Source organism: Vibrio rotiferianus (assembly GCF_002214395.1).
GTDB classification, from domain to species: domain Bacteria; phylum Pseudomonadota; class Gammaproteobacteria; order Enterobacterales; family Vibrionaceae; genus Vibrio; species Vibrio rotiferianus.
Genome location: NZ_CP018312.1, coordinates 2,542,506 through 2,558,674 on the forward strand (window position 1 = coordinate 2,542,506; position 16,169 = coordinate 2,558,674).

At 47.0% G+C, this 16,169-nt stretch carries 10 protein-coding genes, 4 tRNA genes and 3 rRNA genes; 4 read left to right on the forward strand and 13 right to left on the reverse strand.

Annotated elements, in window-relative coordinates:
* Nucleotides 1–67: 67 nt before the first annotated feature.
* The 3 genes from rdgC to BSZ04_RS20910 all read left to right on the forward strand — a co-directional run bounded on the left by rdgC (nt 68) and on the right by BSZ04_RS20910 (nt 2,806).
* Complete coding sequence (gene rdgC, locus BSZ04_RS20900; RefSeq protein ID WP_005445276.1) at nt 68–982, forward strand: recombination-associated protein RdgC; 915 nt, start codon at nt 68–70, stop codon at nt 980–982.
* 166 nt (nt 983–1,148) lie between these two features.
* Nucleotides 1,149–2,549, forward strand: coding sequence for a prephenate-dependent tRNA uridine(34) hydroxylase TrhP (gene trhP, locus BSZ04_RS20905; RefSeq protein WP_088881298.1), 1,401 nt, complete (start codon nt 1,149–1,151; stop codon nt 2,547–2,549).
* Between the two features lie 2 nt (nt 2,550–2,551).
* Complete coding sequence (locus BSZ04_RS20910; protein ID WP_005445273.1) at nt 2,552–2,806, forward strand: YfhL family 4Fe-4S dicluster ferredoxin; 255 nt, start codon at nt 2,552–2,554, stop codon at nt 2,804–2,806.
* A gap of 41 nt (nt 2,807–2,847) precedes the next feature.
* Here BSZ04_RS20910 and BSZ04_RS20915 read toward each other — a convergent pair whose 3' ends face one another.
* From BSZ04_RS20915 to rluD, 13 genes are all read right to left on the reverse strand, one after another.
* The gene (locus BSZ04_RS20915; RefSeq protein ID WP_010446088.1) at nt 2,848–3,156 is read right to left on the reverse strand and encodes a hypothetical protein; all 309 of its coding nucleotides are present in this window, start codon (nt 3,154–3,156) and stop codon (nt 2,848–2,850) included.
* Between the two features lie 308 nt (nt 3,157–3,464).
* Nucleotides 3,465–4,304, reverse strand: coding sequence for a penicillin-insensitive murein endopeptidase (gene mepA, locus BSZ04_RS20920; protein WP_088881299.1), 840 nt, complete (start codon nt 4,302–4,304; stop codon nt 3,465–3,467).
* Nucleotides 4,305–4,316: 12 nt separating this feature from the next.
* Complete coding sequence (locus tag BSZ04_RS20925) at nt 4,317–4,649, reverse strand: DUF1904 domain-containing protein (RefSeq protein WP_010446084.1); 333 nt, start codon at nt 4,647–4,649, stop codon at nt 4,317–4,319.
* 168 nt (nt 4,650–4,817) lie between these two features.
* Nucleotides 4,818–4,894 (reverse strand) — tRNA-Trp (locus tag BSZ04_RS20930).
* A 35-nt stretch (nt 4,895–4,929) separates the two neighbouring features.
* Nucleotides 4,930–5,006 (reverse strand) — tRNA-Asp (locus BSZ04_RS20935).
* A gap of 32 nt (nt 5,007–5,038) precedes the next feature.
* Nucleotides 5,039–5,155: ribosomal RNA gene (rrf, locus tag BSZ04_RS20940) — 5S ribosomal RNA — on the reverse strand.
* Nucleotides 5,156–5,241: 86 nt separating this feature from the next.
* A 23S ribosomal RNA gene (locus BSZ04_RS20945) occupies nt 5,242–8,131 on the reverse strand.
* A gap of 265 nt (nt 8,132–8,396) precedes the next feature.
* Nucleotides 8,397–8,472, reverse strand: a tRNA-Glu gene (locus BSZ04_RS20950).
* Nucleotides 8,473–8,513: 41 nt separating this feature from the next.
* Nucleotides 8,514–8,589, reverse strand: a tRNA-Ala gene (locus BSZ04_RS20955).
* Between the two features lie 99 nt (nt 8,590–8,688).
* Nucleotides 8,689–10,241: ribosomal RNA gene (locus tag BSZ04_RS20960) — 16S ribosomal RNA — on the reverse strand.
* Together the 16S, 23S and 5S rRNA genes with 4 tRNA genes alongside form the textbook arrangement of a ribosomal RNA operon.
* A 539-nt stretch (nt 10,242–10,780) precedes the next feature.
* Nucleotides 10,781–13,354 carry an ATP-dependent chaperone ClpB gene (gene clpB, locus BSZ04_RS20970; RefSeq protein WP_010446067.1) on the reverse strand — a complete coding sequence of 858 codons (2,574 nt, stop codon included), beginning with the start codon at nt 13,352–13,354 and terminating at the stop codon, nt 10,781–10,783.
* Between the two features lie 146 nt (nt 13,355–13,500).
* Nucleotides 13,501–14,229, reverse strand: coding sequence for a peptidoglycan editing factor PgeF (pgeF, locus tag BSZ04_RS20975; protein WP_088881300.1), 729 nt, complete (start codon nt 14,227–14,229; stop codon nt 13,501–13,503).
* 1 nt (nt 14,230) lies between these two features.
* A complete protein-coding gene (rluD, locus tag BSZ04_RS20980; protein ID WP_010446063.1) occupies nt 14,231–15,208 on the reverse strand; it encodes a 23S rRNA pseudouridine(1911/1915/1917) synthase RluD in 978 nt (325 codons plus the stop codon).
* Nucleotides 15,209–15,344: 136 nt separating this feature from the next.
* Between rluD and BSZ04_RS20985 the strand changes: the two genes are divergently transcribed.
* A complete protein-coding gene (locus tag BSZ04_RS20985) occupies nt 15,345–16,073 on the forward strand; it encodes an outer membrane protein assembly factor BamD (RefSeq protein ID WP_010446061.1) in 729 nt (242 codons plus the stop codon).
* Nucleotides 16,074–16,169: the final 96 nt, after the last annotated feature.

Here is a 16,169-nt window from a genome sequence, read left to right on the forward strand (position 1 = left end):
TCTATTAGGACAACGCCGGCAAAATTCCCTATGATTAGTCTCTTGTCATCAAGCCTAGAGAAGATTTATGTGGTTTAAAAACTGTCTGGTATACCGTGTTAACCGCGAGGTTAACTTCAACGCCGATCAACTGGAAACTCAACTTGCCGAGTTCCGATTCACCCCTTGTGGCAGCCAAGATAAGCAAAAGTTTGGCTGGGTTAGCGCGATGGGTAGAAATGGCGACATGATGACGCACGTTTCTGAAAACCGCATTCTGATTTGCGCTAAGAAAGAAGAGAAAATGCTGCCAGCTTCAGTGATCAAAGATTCACTAAACGCGAAAGTAGAAGCAATGGAAGCACAAGAAGGTCGTCCTCTTAAAAAGAAAGAGAAAGACAATCTGAAAGATGACATCGTCATGGATCTGCTGCCTCGTGCATTTAGCCGTAGCAGCCACACTTACGTACTGATCATGCCAAAAGAAGGTTTCATCCTTGTTGATGCAAGCAGCTACAAAAAAGCAGAAGACGTATTAGCACTATTACGTAAGACAATGGGTAGCCTACCTGTTGTACCAGCAATCCCAGAAGTTGCGATCGAAACGACTCTGACTGAGTGGGTAAAAACTGGTGATACACCACAAGGCATCACAATGATGGACGAAGCAGAGCTTAAGTCTGTGCTAGAGGAAGGTGGTGTGATTCGTTGTAAGAAGCAAGAACTGACAACCGATGAAATCCGCAACCACATCGCTGCAGACAAAGTGGTAACTAAGCTAGCACTGAACTGGCAAGATCGTATCGAATTCATCATGGCAGAAGATTCTGGCATCAAACGTCTGAAGTTCTCTGATGAACTAAAAGATCAAAACGATGACATCCCACGCGAAGATCAGGCTGCTCGCTTCGACGCAGACTTCTCTCTAATGTGTGGCGAGTTCAGCGCTTTCCTACCAAATCTATACGAAGCATTGGGCGGTCTGCCAAACCCTAACGCCTAATTTTGTACAAAGATTAATCATAACGCCCTCACTTTTTTTGAGGGCGTTTGTTTATCCAAACCATAATTCTCCTAGTCACAGGTCACATTTTGACGTAAAATTTGCGCCCCATTTCCATGAGGTGGATTTGGCCTGACTTGTGATCAGATACTAAGAGAATTGAGCAATGACAACAGAGAAAGCATTCGTACCAGAGCTACTGTCTCCTGCAGGCAGCCTTAAAAACATGCGTTACGCATTCGCCTACGGCGCAGATGCAGTATACGCTGGCCAACCTCGCTACAGCCTTCGCGTACGTAACAACGAGTTCAACCACGAAAACCTACAAATCGGTATCAACGAAGCGCATGCCCTAGGCAAAAAGCTTTACGTGGTATGTAACATCCAACCGCACAACTCTAAGCTTAAGACTTTCATCCGCGACCTTAAGCCAGTGGTAGAAATGGGCCCAGACGCACTTATCATGTCTGATCCAGGTCTTATCATGATGGTTCGCGAAGCGTTCCCAGAAATGCCAATCCACCTGTCTGTACAGGCGAACGCAGTAAACTGGGCAACCGTGAAATTCTGGGCTGCTAACGGTGTTGAGCGTGTGATCGTTTCTCGTGAGCTTTCTCTAGAAGAAATCGAAGAAATTCGCGAGCACTGTCCTGAAACTGAACTAGAAGTTTTCGTTCACGGTGCTCTATGCATGGCTTACTCTGGTCGCTGCCTACTGTCTGGTTACATCAACAAGCGTGACCCTAACCAAGGTACTTGCACTAACGCATGCCGTTGGGAATATAAAGTCGAAGAAGGCAAAGAAAACGACGCAGGTCAAATTGTTGAAGCATTCGATCCAAACGAAGCTCAAGCAATCGAAGTCGCTGACGAACGTCCTGAAACCACTATCGGTCGCGGCATACCAACTGACGAAGTGGTATTGCTTTCTGAAAGTCACCGTCCAGAAGAAAAAATGGCGGCATTTGAAGATGAGCATGGTACTTACATCATGAACTCGAAAGACCTACGCGCTATCCAGCACGTAGAACGTCTAACTAAGATGGGTGTTCACTCATTGAAGATCGAAGGCCGTACCAAGTCTTTCTACTACTGTGCTCGTACCGCTCAAGTTTACCGTAAGGCGATTGATGACGCTGTTGCAGGCAAACCATTTGATGAGAGCCTAATGGGTACGCTAGAAAGCCTAGCTCACCGCGGTTACACAGAAGGCTTCCTACGTCGTCACACTCACGACAGCTACCAAAACTACGATTACGGTTACTCTGTATCTGATGCTCAGCAATTCGTTGGTGAATTCACTGGCAAACGTCGTGGTGACATGGCGGAAGTTGAAGTTAAGAACAAATTCATCGTCGGTGACAGCCTTGAGCTAATGACGCCAAAAGGCAACGTAATCTTCACGTTAGAAGCGATGGAAAACCGTAAGTCTGAATCAATTGAAGACGCAAAAGGTAATGGCCACTTTGTATTTATCCCAGTACCTGAAGATATGGATCTGGAATACGGTCTGTTGATGCGTAACTTAAATGCAGGTCAGGATACCCGTAACCCAACTGGTAAGTGATCATGGCACTACTTATTACCGATAAGTGCATCAACTGTGACATGTGTGACCCAGAATGCCCTAACGGTGCTATTACTATGGGTGACAGCATTTTCGAGATTGACCCTGCTCTTTGTACAGAGTGCAAGGGTCACTACGAAAAGCCAACATGTCAGTCAGTGTGTCCTATTACAAAATGCATTATTACCGACCCTAATCATGTTGAAACTGAAGAGCAACTGCTTGAGAAGTTCGTGATTATTCAAGGGTTAGCGTAATCAAAAGGGGTTCAACTTTGCAGTCAAAGTTGAACCTTTTTTTAACCCGACTTCTCGATAGGGTAAATATTGCAAAACATCTCTTTCTCAAAGTTATACTCCAAGCGAGAACGCCAGTCTGAAGTATTTGAAACAGGCACTAAATAAAAATTCTCCCTGCTAGTGTCAGTAACGAATGCCATTCCATACTGCATTAATTCATAATGAACATCACTAACAAACCCAGGGTCCAAACGCTGCCTACCAGTAAGATGATTGATATCATCTCTCGAAATAGAAACACCCGTATCTTCACCGCTAAATCTGTGTCTCAGCCATCCCGCAAATTCTTTTGCACAAATCATCGTCATGGTCTTGTCCTTGATTTACTCTTCGACGGGCAACAAGCCACTCAGCCCACCTATTAATATTGTCTGCGAAGCCACTTCCATAACCAACTGACAGACACGAAGCTAAGCAATCAGAGAGTCGTGCGAATTAGTTCTATTCAAAAACAAAGAAAATGGAATTTACCACCATAAACCACTGTTTCTTAAAAACATTCATACAATACCATCTAGATAACTTAGGTTATTTTTTATACTAATATTATTCACTGTAGACAAAAGTGTGATGATTCTCCAGTTTCATAACCGAGATACGGCAGTACCTTACCTACTCATTTCATCGTAATAAGTGGTGCACACTCGGCAGGAGTGAGCTTTCTATTTTTCTTAGCTGGGGAAGGCGTATTTTTTTTATTTGTCGCTTTTGGAGATGGAGATTTAGGCTTCCAACTTGCGAGTTCCGCACCACAGCCATCCCCCATAGGAGGCGGAGCTTGATTCACACAGTTCAGACTGGAAGCAGGACAAGTTAACCGAACATGGAAATGGTAATGATGTCCCCACCAAGGACGAACTTTGCGTAACCACGCTCGCTCACGACTCGCTTCTTGCTTACACAACTGCTCTTTAATCACTGGATGAACAAAGATTCTAGCGACACGCTCACTTTGAGCAGCACTACGAATAATTTCAAAGTGTCGCTCCTCCCAGCGGTGTTCTAGGATCTGGTATTTTTTTAGATCCACAACACTCATTGGCTTCGGCAATTGTAGCTCGTTATAAGATAGTGGCTCATCAGCTAAACGAAGCCATATATCAATGTCTAACCCAGTTTGATGACTAGAATGACCAGAAGAAAAACGTCCACCACGCGCCAAAGACAAATCACCAATGAGCAATGTTGTATTAAGGTCTTGGTTTGCTTTTCTGGCGAGGTCTTCGATAAAACGAATAGCATGTGGATGCCCATAGTAACGCTTCGTTTTACTGCGCAAAACCTGATAGCCAGCACCATCCAAAGGGAGAGGCAAAGCGCCGTCTAAACAACCATTAGCATAACTACCAATAGCAGAAGAAGAATTATTTGTGGGACCAGGAACCTGCTCCCATGGAGTCGCATAAATAAAAGCTGAGAATAATAAACTTAAACAAAAAGAAAGACTCAGCTTCATCGCAATTATTCCTTAATAGTGCTCACCATTATCATAGTAGCCTTTAGGAGAGAGGGCCGAGAAAATTACCGCGACATCGATATCTTCACCAGCAATACCTCGGACTTGTTGAGTGATCGCTTTAGCAACCTTGTCCTGTGTTTCCTGACCACGGTCGAACCACAGCACCTCAACAAAAGGATAAGCAGCGCTTACTTCACCTTCACTGAAAAAAGTACTGTAAATGTATTCAAACGTGAAGTCCTCACGAGGGCAATCCATTAATGGTTGTAATTCATCAGTAAGAGGTTTTGATAGTGCTTGAACCGCTTGCGGCTCTACCGCTCTAAATCGAAGATGTGGCATAAACTTGCTTCCTAATTATTAGAATTAAGCGCCGATAATAGCAGGAACTCGAATTCTTATCACCTTAGCGGTAAGAGTATAGGTACTATTGGAAATATGAAGTTTGAGGCTAAGGCAAAGCTTACAGATGCAAAAAAGCCCCAGCATTTCTGCTGAGGCTTTAGAATATGGCAGGGGTGGAGAGATTCGAACTCCCAACACGCGGATTTGGAATCCGCTGCTCTGCCAATTGGAGCTACACCCCTGTAGTTCGTGTTTAATGAGACGACTCTCGAATAAGTGGCGGAGCGGACGGGACTCGAACCCGCGACCCCCGGCGTGACAGGCCGGTATTCTAACCAACTGAACTACCGCTCCGCACTGGTTAGACATTTAAGTCTAAATTTAAAGCCTGGCGATGTCCTACTCTCACATGGGGAAGCCCCACACTACCATCGGCGCTAATTCGTTTCACTTCTGAGTTCGGAATGGAAATCAGGTGGGTCCAAATCGCTATGGTCGCCAAGCAAATTCTTTAATTCGGAAAGCTGTTTTCGTTCTTAACACATTCAATGTTCTTACATTGAGTCCATCAAAACCCCTTGGGTGTTGTATGGTTAAGCCTCACGGGCAATTAGTACAGGTTAGCTCAACGCCTCACAACGCTTACACACCCTGCCTATCAACGTTCTAGTCTCGAACAACCCTTTAGGATACTTAAAGTATCAGGGAAGACTCATCTCAGGGCTCGCTTCCCGCTTAGATGCTTTCAGCGGTTATCGATTCCGAACTTAGCTACCGGGCAATGCGTCTGGCGACACAACCCGAACACCAGAGGTTCGTCCACTCCGGTCCTCTCGTACTAGGAGCAGCCCCCTTCAATCTTCCAACGCCCACGGCAGATAGGGACCGAACTGTCTCACGACGTTCTAAACCCAGCTCGCGTACCACTTTAAATGGCGAACAGCCATACCCTTGGGACCGACTTCAGCCCCAGGATGTGATGAGCCGACATCGAGGTGCCAAACACCGCCGTCGATATGAACTCTTGGGCGGTATCAGCCTGTTATCCCCGGAGTACCTTTTATCCGTTGAGCGATGGCCCTTCCATTCAGAACCACCGGATCACTATGACCTGCTTTCGCACCTGCTCGAATTGTCATTCTCGCAGTCAAGCGGGCTTATGCCATTGCACTAACCTCACGATGTCCAACCGTGATTAGCCCACCTTCGTGCTCCTCCGTTACGCTTTGGGAGGAGACCGCCCCAGTCAAACTACCCACCAGGCACTGTCCGTAACCCCGATAAGGGGTCGACGTTAGAACATCAACACTACAAGGGTGGTATTTCAAGGACGGCTCCACCAACACTGGCGTGCTGGTTTCAAAGCCTCCCACCTATCCTACACATGTAGGGTCAATGTTCAGTGCCAAGCTGTAGTAAAGGTTCACGGGGTCTTTCCGTCTAGCCGCGGGTACACTGCATCTTCACAGCGATTTCAATTTCACTGAGTCTCGGGTGGAGACAGCGTGGCCATCATTACGCCATTCGTGCAGGTCGGAACTTACCCGACAAGGAATTTCGCTACCTTAGGACCGTTATAGTTACGGCCGCCGTTTACCGGGGCTTCGATCAAGAGCTTCGACCGAAGTCTAACCCCATCAATTAACCTTCCGGCACCGGGCAGGCGTCACACCGTATACGTCATCTTACGATTTTGCACAGTGCTGTGTTTTTAATAAACAGTTGCAGCCACCTGGTATCTGCGACTCTCAATAGCTCCATCCGCGAGGGACTTCACCGTCGAGAGCGTACCTTCTCCCGAAGTTACGGTACCATTTTGCCTAGTTCCTTCACCCGAGTTCTCTCAAGCGCCTTGGTATTCTCTACCCGACCACCTGTGTCGGTTTGGGGTACGATTCCTTACAATCTGAAGCTTAGAGGCTTTTCCTGGAAGCATGGCATCAATGACTTCACTACCGTAGTAGCTCGACGTCGTGTCTCAGCCTTAAGAAGAGCCGGATTTACCTAACTCTTCAGCCTACACACTTGAACCTGGACAACCGTCGCCAGGCCCACCTAGCCTTCTCCGTCCCCCCATCGCAATTGTAAGAAGTACGGGAATATTAACCCGTTTCCCATCGACTACGCCTTTCGGCCTCGCCTTAGGGGTCGACTTACCCTGCCCCGATTAACGTTGGACAGGAACCCTTGGTCTTCCGGCGAGGAGGTTTTTCACCCCCTTTATCGTTACTCATGTCAGCATTCGCACTTCTGATACCTCCAGCATGCTTTACAACACACCTTCAACGGCTTACAGAACGCTCCCCTACCCAATGAAGTAAACTTCATTGCCGCAGCTTCGGTTTATAGCTTAGCCCCGTTACATCTTCCGCGCAGGCCGACTCGACTAGTGAGCTATTACGCTTTCTTTAAATGATGGCTGCTTCTAAGCCAACATCCTAGCTGTCTAAGCCTTCCCACATCGTTTCCCACTTAGCTATAATTTGGGACCTTAGCTGGCGGTCTGGGTTGTTTCCCTCTCCACGACGGACGTTAGCACCCGCCGTGTGTCTCCCGGATAGTACTTACTGGTATTCGGAGTTTGCAAAGGGTTGGTAAGTCGGGATGACCCCCTAGCCTTAACAGTGCTCTACCCCCAGTAGTATTCGTCCGAGGCGCTACCTAAATAGCTTTCGGGGAGAACCAGCTATCTCCAGGTTTGATTGGCCTTTCACCCCTAGCCACAAGTCATCCGCTAATTTTTCAACATTAGTCGGTTCGGTCCTCCAGTTGATGTTACTCAACCTTCAACCTGCCCATGGCTAGATCACCTGGTTTCGGGTCTATATCCAGAGACTGAACGCCCAGTTAAGACTCGGTTTCCCTACGGCTCCCCTAGATGGTTAACCTTGCCACTGAATATAAGTCGCTGACCCATTATACAAAAGGTACGCAGTCACACCACGAAGGTGCTCCTACTGCTTGTACGTACACGGTTTCAGGTTCTATTTCACTCCCCTCACAGGGGTTCTTTTCGCCTTTCCCTCACGGTACTGGTTCACTATCGGTCAGTCAGTAGTATTTAGCCTTGGAGGATGGTCCCCCCATATTCAGACAGGATATCACGTGTCCCGCCCTACTCGATTTCACTGAATGTGCGTTGTCAACTACGGGGCTATCACCCTGTATCGCCGGACTTTCCAGACCGTTCGTCTAACGCATATAAAGCTTAAGGGCTAGTCCAATTTCGCTCGCCGCTACTTTCGGAATCTCGGTTGATTTCTTTTCCTCGGGGTACTTAGATGTTTCAGTTCCCCCGGTTCGCCTCCTGTTGCTATGTATTCACAACAGGATACTTACTTATGCAAGTGGGTTTCCCCATTCGGAAATCCCAGACTCAAATGGTTTTTACTACCTAATCTGGGCTTATCGCAAGTTAATACGTCCTTCATCGCCTCTGACTGCCAAGGCATCCACCGTGTACGCTTAGTCACTTAACCATACAACCCGAAGGAGTTTCGAGTTGATGAACAAGTCACCAAAGTTGTCTGCAATTTTTATACATGATGCAGACTCGATTTTGCCGGACTCAAATTCCAAGAACACTTGAATGTGTTTTATTGGTGTTTGTCATAAAGACAAACATTGAGAACTTTACAATCAACAATAAATTGTTGATTTGTCAGCTTTCCAAATTGTTAAAGAGCTAATCACTTCTAATGAAGTAACCATTTTTAAAAACTCTCAAGAGAGAATGTTTAAAGATGGTATCCCGTAGGGGAGTCGAACCCCTGTTACCGCCGTGAAAGGGCGGTGTCCTAGGCCTCTAGACGAACGGGACACTGTAGGTTGTTCTGCGAAAAGCAGAAGCAATGCAGCTAGTGGTGGAGCTAATCGGGATCGAACCGATGACCTCTTCGCTGCCAGCGAAGCGCTCTCCCAGCTGAGCTATAGCCCCACATAAAATCGCTTCAGCATTTTATGCAGAACCAATTTTTGCTCTGAAATATTAAACCGTATCAATCTGTGTGGACACTCATCGTGAGTAATCATCGTATAAGGAGGTGATCCAGCGCCAGGTTCCCCTAGCGCTACCTTGTTACGACTTCACCCCAGTCATGAACCACAAAGTGGTAAGCGTCCTCCCGAAGGTTAAACTACCTACTTCTTTTGCAGCCCACTCCCATGGTGTGACGGGCGGTGTGTACAAGGCCCGGGAACGTATTCACCGTGGCATTCTGATCCACGATTACTAGCGATTCCGACTTCACGGAGTCGAGTTGCAGACTCCGATCCGGACTACGACGCACTTTTTGGGATTCGCTCACTCTCGCAAGTTGGCTGCCCTCTGTATGCGCCATTGTAGCACGTGTGTAGCCCTACTCGTAAGGGCCATGATGACTTGACGTCGTCCCCACCTTCCTCCGGTTTATCACCGGCAGTCTCCCTGGAGTTCCCGACATTACTCGCTGGCAAACAAGGATAAGGGTTGCGCTCGTTGCGGGACTTAACCCAACATTTCACAACACGAGCTGACGACAGCCATGCAGCACCTGTCTCAGAGTTCCCGAAGGCACCAATCCATCTCTGGAAAGTTCTCTGGATGTCAAGAGTAGGTAAGGTTCTTCGCGTTGCATCGAATTAAACCACATGCTCCACCGCTTGTGCGGGCCCCCGTCAATTCATTTGAGTTTTAATCTTGCGACCGTACTCCCCAGGCGGTCTACTTAACGCGTTAGCTCCGAAAGCCACGGCTCAAGGCCACAACCTCCAAGTAGACATCGTTTACGGCGTGGACTACCAGGGTATCTAATCCTGTTTGCTCCCCACGCTTTCGCATCTGAGTGTCAGTATCTGTCCAGGGGGCCGCCTTCGCCACCGGTATTCCTTCAGATCTCTACGCATTTCACCGCTACACCTGAAATTCTACCCCCCTCTACAGTACTCTAGTCTGCCAGTTTCAAATGCAATTCCGAGGTTGAGCCCCGGGCTTTCACATCTGACTTAACAAACCACCTGCATGCGCTTTACGCCCAGTAATTCCGATTAACGCTCGCACCCTCCGTATTACCGCGGCTGCTGGCACGGAGTTAGCCGGTGCTTCTTCTGTCGCTAACGTCAAATAATGCAGCTATTAACTACACTACCTTCCTCACGACTGAAAGTGCTTTACAACCCGAAGGCCTTCTTCACACACGCGGCATGGCTGCATCAGGCTTGCGCCCATTGTGCAATATTCCCCACTGCTGCCTCCCGTAGGAGTCTGGACCGTGTCTCAGTTCCAGTGTGGCTGATCATCCTCTCAGACCAGCTAGGGATCGTCGCCTTGGTGAGCCATTACCTCACCAACTAGCTAATCCCACCTAGGCATATCCTGACGCGAGAGGCCCGAAGGTCCCCCTCTTTGGCCCGTAGGCATTATGCGGTATTAGCCATCGTTTCCAATGGTTATCCCCCACATCAGGGCAATTTCCTAGGCATTACTCACCCGTCCGCCGCTCGACGCCGTTATCGTTCCCCGAAGGTTCAGATAACTCGTTTCCGCTCGACTTGCATGTGTTAGGCCTGCCGCCAGCGTTCAATCTGAGCCATGATCAAACTCTTCAATTTAAGATTTTGTTCGGCTCAATGAATACTGAACATTCCTTTCGCTAATAAATAGCAGAAGTAATGTTTGAATTGACTGTGCTGAATCTTTCGATTCAATGGTCACTTCGTTTCATTGAAGCCTAATTTGATACCGCTTTCCGTTAAGAAAGAAATATCTAATTGGATTATCATCAACGAGTGCCCACACAGATTGATAGGTTCTTATTTTTAAAGAGCACACTCTGAACTTCTCTTCAAAGTGGACGGCCATTTTAGCGAGATAACTTATCGTGTCAAACACTTTTTTAAGTTATTTCTCTGTGAGTTACTTTAGAACTCACTGACCTTGTTATCTCGGCTTCGCTTTGCTTGCTTTCCCGTGACAACGGAGGCGCATTATAGGGAGTTCGTTTAGGAACACAAGCCTATTTTTCAAAAAAACTTATCTTTTTGGTTTGTTCGTATAGAAAACAATCAAAACCCGATAAAAGTGTATTAAAAAGGGGGCTAACGCCCCCTAAAACTTGAACTTGGTCTCACTTTTCAATGCATTGATGCAATTACTGGTGAGCGATTATTTGGTCATTGCTCACAATCAACTGTACTTTCTTATCTGGCAATATTTGGCCAGCCAAGATTGATTTCGCTAATGGGTTCTCAACATTCTGTTGAATTGCACGTTTTAAAGGTCGCGCACCATACACGGGATCGAAACCAACTTGAGCAATCAAATCGAGGGCTTTGTCGGATACCTCTAATTGATAACCTTTTTCTTCCAAGCGTTTCGCTAGACGCTCAAGCTGAATAGATGCAATCGACTTAATGTGCTCTTGACCAAGCGGGTGGAATACCACGCTTTCATCAACACGGTTTAAGAACTCTGGGCGGAAGTGCTTACTAACCACATCCATTACCTCATTCTTTATACCTTGGTAATCCAACGTAGCAAAGTTCTCTTGGATACGAGCAGAACCCAAGTTTGACGTCATGATGACCACGGTGTTACGGAAATCAACTGTGCGACCTTGGCCATCAGTTAATCGGCCATCATCTAATACTTGGAGCAGAATATTGAACACATCTGGATGTGCCTTCTCTACTTCGTCTAATAAGATGACAGAATAAGGTTTACGACGAACAGCTTCTGTTAAGTAACCACCTTCTTCATAGCCAACGTAACCCGGAGGCGCACCAACCAACCTCGCCACAGAGTGTTTCTCCATGAACTCAGACATATCGATACGCACCATGGCATCTTCGCTATCAAACATAAAGCTCGCGAGTGTCTTACACAGTTCGGTTTTACCGACACCTGTTGGACCTAAGAATAAGAAGGAACCAATCGGTTTGTTCGGATCCGATAAGCCAGCTCGGCTACGACGGATTGCATTAGATACCACTTCAACTGCTTCTGCCTGACCAATCACACGTTTGTGCAGTACCTCTTCCATACGGAGCAGTTTCTCTTTTTCTGCTTCAAGCATTTTTGAGACAGGAATGCCCGTCTGCTTAGAAAGTACGTCTGCAATCTCGTTGTCTGTCACCTTGTTACGCAGTAGCGTCATCTCTTGCATTTCAGCTTGAGTCGCAAGGTCTAACTGCTTTTCAAGTTCTGGAATCCGGCCGTATTGCAACTCAGACATGCGGTTTAGGTCACCCGCGCGTCGTGCAAAGTCCATATCCATGCGAGCTTGCTCTAGCTCACCTTTAATATGTTGCGTACCGGAGAGTGCGGCTTTTTCAGCATTCCACACTTCTTCTAGCTCTGCGTATTCGCGCTCTTTTTCATTCAATTCTTCATTGAGCACATCCAAGCGTTTTTCACTTGCTTCATCATGCTCGTTACTTAGTGCTTGCTGCTCAATCTTCAGTTGGATGATTTTACGTTCGAGTTTGTCTAGTGACTCTGGCTTAGAGTCGATCTGTAAACGAATACTAGAAGCGGCTTCATCAATTAGGTCGATCGCTTTATCTGGTAACTGGCGATCTGAGACATAACGATGCGATAAGCTTGCCGCAGCGACAATAGCAGGGTCAGTGATCTCAACGTGATGGTGAAGCTCATAACGTTCTTTTAAACCACGAAGAATTGCAATCGTATCTTCAACACTCGGCTCATCCACCAGCACTTTTTGGAAACGACGCTCAAGTGCCGCATCTTTCTCTATATATTGTCGGTATTCATCCAACGTGGTTGCGCCCACACAATGAAGCTCACCACGAGCCAATGCAGGTTTTAACATATTGCCCGCATCCATAGAGCCTTCGCCCTTGCCTGCGCCAACCATGGTATGAAGCTCATCGATAAACAGAATGACATTGCCTTCTTCTTTCGCTAGTTCATTCAATACCGATTTCAAACGCTCTTCAAATTCACCACGGTATTTTGCACCTGCAACAAGTGCGCCCATATCTAACGAAAGTACGCGGCGACCACGTAGTCCCTCTGGTACTTCATTATTAATGATGCGTTGAGCCAAGCCTTCTACGATAGCGGTTTTACCCACACCTGGTTCACCGATGATCACTGGGTTGTTCTTGGTACGACGCTGCAATACTTGGATGGTACGGCGGATTTCATCATCACGGCCGATAACAGGGTCTAACTTGCCCTGCTCTGCGCGTTCAGTTAGGTCTATGGTGAACTTTTCCAATGCTTGGCGCAGTTCTTCCGCGTTCGGGTCATTGACCTTTTGACCACCTCTGATCTTTTCGATCGCTTGGCTGACTTTCTGCTCGGTCAAGCCCATCTCTTTTAATAGCTGACCAAGTGGGCCACGGTCTTCTAATGCCGCAAGCAAAAAGACTTCGGAAGATATGTAGGAGTCCTGACGCTTTTGAGCCACTTTGTCGCATAAATTGAAAAGTGTCCCCATAGAGCTAGACAGCTGAACATCACCGCCGATGCCACTTACTTTAGGCAGTCGATCTAACATTTCGCTCAATTTAGAGCGTAGATGACTGACGTCGACATCTAACATCGTGAGAAGTGGACGAATTGGGCTACCGTTCTGATCAAGCAGTGCCACCATTAGGTGCACTGGTTCGATATATTGATGATCGCGCCCTAACGCCAGTGACTGAGCATCAGAGATAGCGATTTGAAACTTACTTGTGAATCTATCAAGACGCATATCTTTCTTCCTAACCTCAACTTAAGAAAATTCTTTTGACAGTTAGAAAGATGGATACACAAAGGGAGAATTTCAAGGGAGTGAATGAATAAAGATAGCTTTGCAAAAATGAAGATAGGCATCTTCGCACTTTTGCGCTGTACTAGTTAGTCCTCGATCCAAATAAAAGTCGCTTGTCGACCAGTCACACCATCGCGGCGATAGGAATAGAAGTCTTCTTTGTCTTGGAAAGTACACAGGCCAGAATCAAATACCTGAGTGATACCAAGTTTATTGATGCGCTGAGTTGCAAGCTTGGACATATCCGCCAACCACTTCCCTTCAACATCACGTGGAGTAAACGCTTGATGAGCTTGTGAGTCAAAATCCACAAAGGCTTGCAGAACATCTTCACCGACTTCAAATGCTTGAGGACCAATTGCAGGACCTAACCACGCCATAACTTCACCAGAAAACAACTCGAGGGCGTTTTCAACGATACCATTTGCTAAGCCACGCCAACCAGCATGAACTGCCGCAACTTGGGTGCCTTGCGTATTGGTTAACAGAACAGGCAAACAGTCCGCAGTCATAGCAGAACAGACTACATTGCTTGCAGAGGTAAATACACCATCAGCATCAAGCACTTGAGTCGTCGGCGCACTCATTTGAGCGACCACTGTAGAGTGAGTTTGGTTCAACCAAATTGGCGCACTTGGCATATTAGCTTGCTGCGCCAACCAAGCACGGTTCTTTTCTACGATGGACGGGTCATCCCCAACATGAGCACCAAGGTTAAGCCCTTGATAAGGTGCACTCGAAAAGCCTCCGACTCTAGTAGAGGCGAAAGCTTTAACGTTTTTTGGTGCGGGCCAGTTAGGGAGAATCGTCTTCATATTAGAACTCGTCAGGCAGACCGAACTCTTCTGTATCTTTACGCAGCGCTTCTGTCATCGCAACCATGTCATCAGGAACCGGGGCATGGAACTCTAATTCCTCACCAGTGATAGGATGTTCAAAACGTAGCATTACCGCGTGCAGCGCTTGACGGTCAAAGCCACGGATCATTGCAGTAAGCTCTTCCGATGCTCCAGTAGGAATACGTGCGCGACCGCCGTATGCAGTATCACCAAGTAGCGGATGCTGTAGGTAAGACATGTGCACACGGATTTGGTGTGTACGGCCTGTTTCTAGACGCAGACGAATACGAGTGTGCTCGCGGAAGTGCTCCGCAACACGGTAGTGTGTTACCGCTGGTTTACCCAAAGGAGCAACCGCCATAAGTGTACGCTTAGTAGAGTGGCGGCCAATCGGCTGATCCACTTTACCGCCCGCTGTCATACGGCCGATTGCAATCGCTTCATACTCACGAGTGATATTGCGTTTTTGCAGTGCACGAACTAAGCGAGTTTGAGCTGGAACAGTTTTCGCGACCACCATCAGACCTGTTGTGTCTTTATCCAAACGGTGCACGATACCTGCACGAGGTACTTCAGCGATGTCTGGGTAATGATGCAGCAATGCGTTTAGCACTGTGCCATCCGGTGTGCCTGCACCAGGGTGTACCACAAAATCACGAGGTTTGTTGATTACGATGATGTCTTCATCTTCGTAGACGATATCTAGCGGGATATCTTGTGCTTCCCAGCGCTCTTCATCTTCCAGCTCGGCTTGCAAGGTAATTTCCTCACCACCCATTACTTTGGTGCGAGGTTTAGTGATAACTTCACCATTCACTTGTACTTTCCCGTCAAGCAACCACTCTTTCAAGCGAGAGCGAGAGAAATCAGCGAACAATTCGGCGATAGCTTGGTCTAAACGTTGACCTAACTGGCTATCTTTTACTGTGTTGGTTAAAACAATCTGCTGAGCCATATCGAACTTTTTTAAAAACTGTGAGACTAATGCTCACGACTGTGGAAAAATAGACTATTACGTCATTGTATCTGTTACTGGAAAGAAAGTAACGGCAGCTTAAGAAATATTTAGATTCAAGGAACAGACTCCTGATATGAAACATCAGACTTTAATAGGCCTTTTAGCGGTATCCCTTCTGTTTGGCTGTGCAAGCAAAGAAGAAATCGTTCCTGATGTGCCACCTTCTGAACTGTATGCAGACGCACAAACGTCTCTTCAAAGTGGTAACTGGCTTTCAGCCATCGAGAAATTAGAAGCATTAGATTCGCGTTACCCGTTTGGTGCCTACTCTGAGCAGGTGCAACTTGACCTTATCTACGCGTACTACAAAAACGACGACCTAGCCCTCGGTCTGGCAACGATTTCTCGCTTTATGCGTTTAAACCCAACGCATGAAAAAATGGACTGGGTATTGTACATGCGTGGTTTGAGCCACATGGCGCAAGACCGTAACTTTATGCATGACCTATTCAACGTAGACCGTAGCGACCGTGACCCAGAGCCGGTGAAGAAAGCATTCGATGATTTCAAAAAACTGCTAGAGCGCTACCCGAACAGCCCTTACGCGGAAGATTCGCAAAAACGTATGGTGGCACTGAAGAACCGTCTAGCAAACTACGACCTTGCAACAGCTGACTTCTATTTGCGCCGTGAAGCTTGGATTGCTGCAATTAACCGCGCACAAGAGCTACAAAAATCGTTCCCAGATACTGAAGCCGCTCGTAAGTCGCTTGAGATTCAACTTGAAGCTTACAAGCAGCTAGATCTAAAAGACGCGGTTGCTAGAACAGAAGAGCTAATCAAGCTTAATCCTGTAAAATAATCCCCAACCGCCACAGCGAAAACTGTGGCGGTTTTGTTTACCCCTCTTAATTTTGCCCCATCCACTAACTTGATGATTTTATAAGCACTACATATG

Excerpts from the sequence above, each read along its gene's own strand:
- rdgC (WP_005445276.1), top strand. The coding sequence starts at position 68 with ATGTGGTTTAAAAACTGTCTGGTATACCGTGTTAACCGCGAGGTTAAC.
- trhP (WP_088881298.1), top strand. The coding sequence starts at position 1,149 with ATGACAACAGAGAAAGCATTCGTACCAGAGCTACTGTCTCCTGCAGGC.
- BSZ04_RS20910 (WP_005445273.1), top strand. The coding sequence starts at position 2,552 with ATGGCACTACTTATTACCGATAAGTGCATCAACTGTGACATGTGTGAC.
- BSZ04_RS20915 (WP_010446088.1), bottom strand. The coding sequence starts at position 3,156 with ATGACGATGATTTGTGCAAAAGAATTTGCGGGATGGCTGAGACACAGA.
- mepA (WP_088881299.1), bottom strand. The coding sequence starts at position 4,304 with ATGAAGCTGAGTCTTTCTTTTTGTTTAAGTTTATTATTCTCAGCTTTT.
- BSZ04_RS20925 (WP_010446084.1), bottom strand. The coding sequence starts at position 4,649 with ATGCCACATCTTCGATTTAGAGCGGTAGAGCCGCAAGCGGTTCAAGCA.
- clpB (WP_010446067.1), bottom strand. The coding sequence starts at position 13,354 with ATGCGTCTTGATAGATTCACAAGTAAGTTTCAAATCGCTATCTCTGAT.
- pgeF (WP_088881300.1), bottom strand. The coding sequence starts at position 14,229 with ATGAAGACGATTCTCCCTAACTGGCCCGCACCAAAAAACGTTAAAGCT.
- rluD (WP_010446063.1), bottom strand. The coding sequence starts at position 15,208 with ATGGCTCAGCAGATTGTTTTAACCAACACAGTAAAAGATAGCCAGTTA.
- BSZ04_RS20985 (WP_010446061.1), top strand. The coding sequence starts at position 15,345 with ATGAAACATCAGACTTTAATAGGCCTTTTAGCGGTATCCCTTCTGTTT.